Raw genomic sequence first — 833 nt, 5'->3', positions numbered from 1 at the left:
CACCTGCGGTGCGCCGACATTGGCCTCGACCTTGAACTCGCGACGCATACGGTCGACGATGATGTCCAGGAGAAGTTCGCCCATGCCGGAAATGATGGTCTGGCCGCTTTCCTCGTCGGTCTTGACACGGAAGGACGGATCCTCGGCGGCCAGGCGGTGAAGGGCGAGGCCCATCTTTTCCTGGTCGTTCTTGGTCTTCGGCTCGATGGCGATCTGGATGACCGGATCGGGGAATTCCATGCGCTCGAGAATGACCGGATGCAGCGGATCGCTCAGCGTGTCGCCGGTGGTCGTGTCCTTGAGACCGGCAAGAGCAACGATGTCGCCGGCAAAAGCCTCTTCGACGTCGGCGCGCGAGTTCGCATGCATCTGCAGCATGCGGCCGATGCGCTCTTTCTTGCCTTTCACGGTGTTGTCGACCGAGATGCCCTTGGTGAGCCTGCCCGAATAGATGCGGGCAAAGGTCAGCGAACCGACGAACGGGTCGTTCATGATCTTGAAGGCGAGCATCGACAGAGGCTCGTTGTCGTCGGCGTGACGCTCGATCTCGGCGTCGGTCTTGGCATCGACACCCTTGATGGCGGGAACATCGGCCGGCGACGGCAGATATTCGACGACGGCGTCGAGCAGCGGCTGCACGCCCTTGTTCTTAAAGGCCGAGCCACAGAACATCGGGTAGAACTTGACCGCGATGGTGCCCTTGCGGATCAGCGCGCGGATCTCGTCATTCGACGGCATCTTGCCTTCGAGGTAATTTTCAAGCGCCGTCTCGTCCATTTCGACGGCGGCCTCGATCATCTTCTCGCGGTATTCTTCGGCACGAGCCTTGAGGT

1 protein-coding gene is annotated in these 833 nt (G+C 60.7%); it reads right to left on the bottom strand.

Annotated features, from left to right (window positions below):
• Positions 1 to 833: TetM/TetW/TetO/TetS family tetracycline resistance ribosomal protection protein (locus EOD15_RS34950; protein WP_245463870.1), on the bottom strand; the 833-nt coding region annotated here is incomplete at both ends.

The organism is Mesorhizobium sp. M7A.T.Ca.US.000.02.2.1 (assembly GCF_003996995.1).
Lineage (GTDB): Bacteria > Pseudomonadota > Alphaproteobacteria > Rhizobiales > Rhizobiaceae > Mesorhizobium.
The sequence above is the reverse complement of the archived record's forward strand: the minus strand, read 5'-3'. Positions and strand labels throughout refer to the sequence as shown.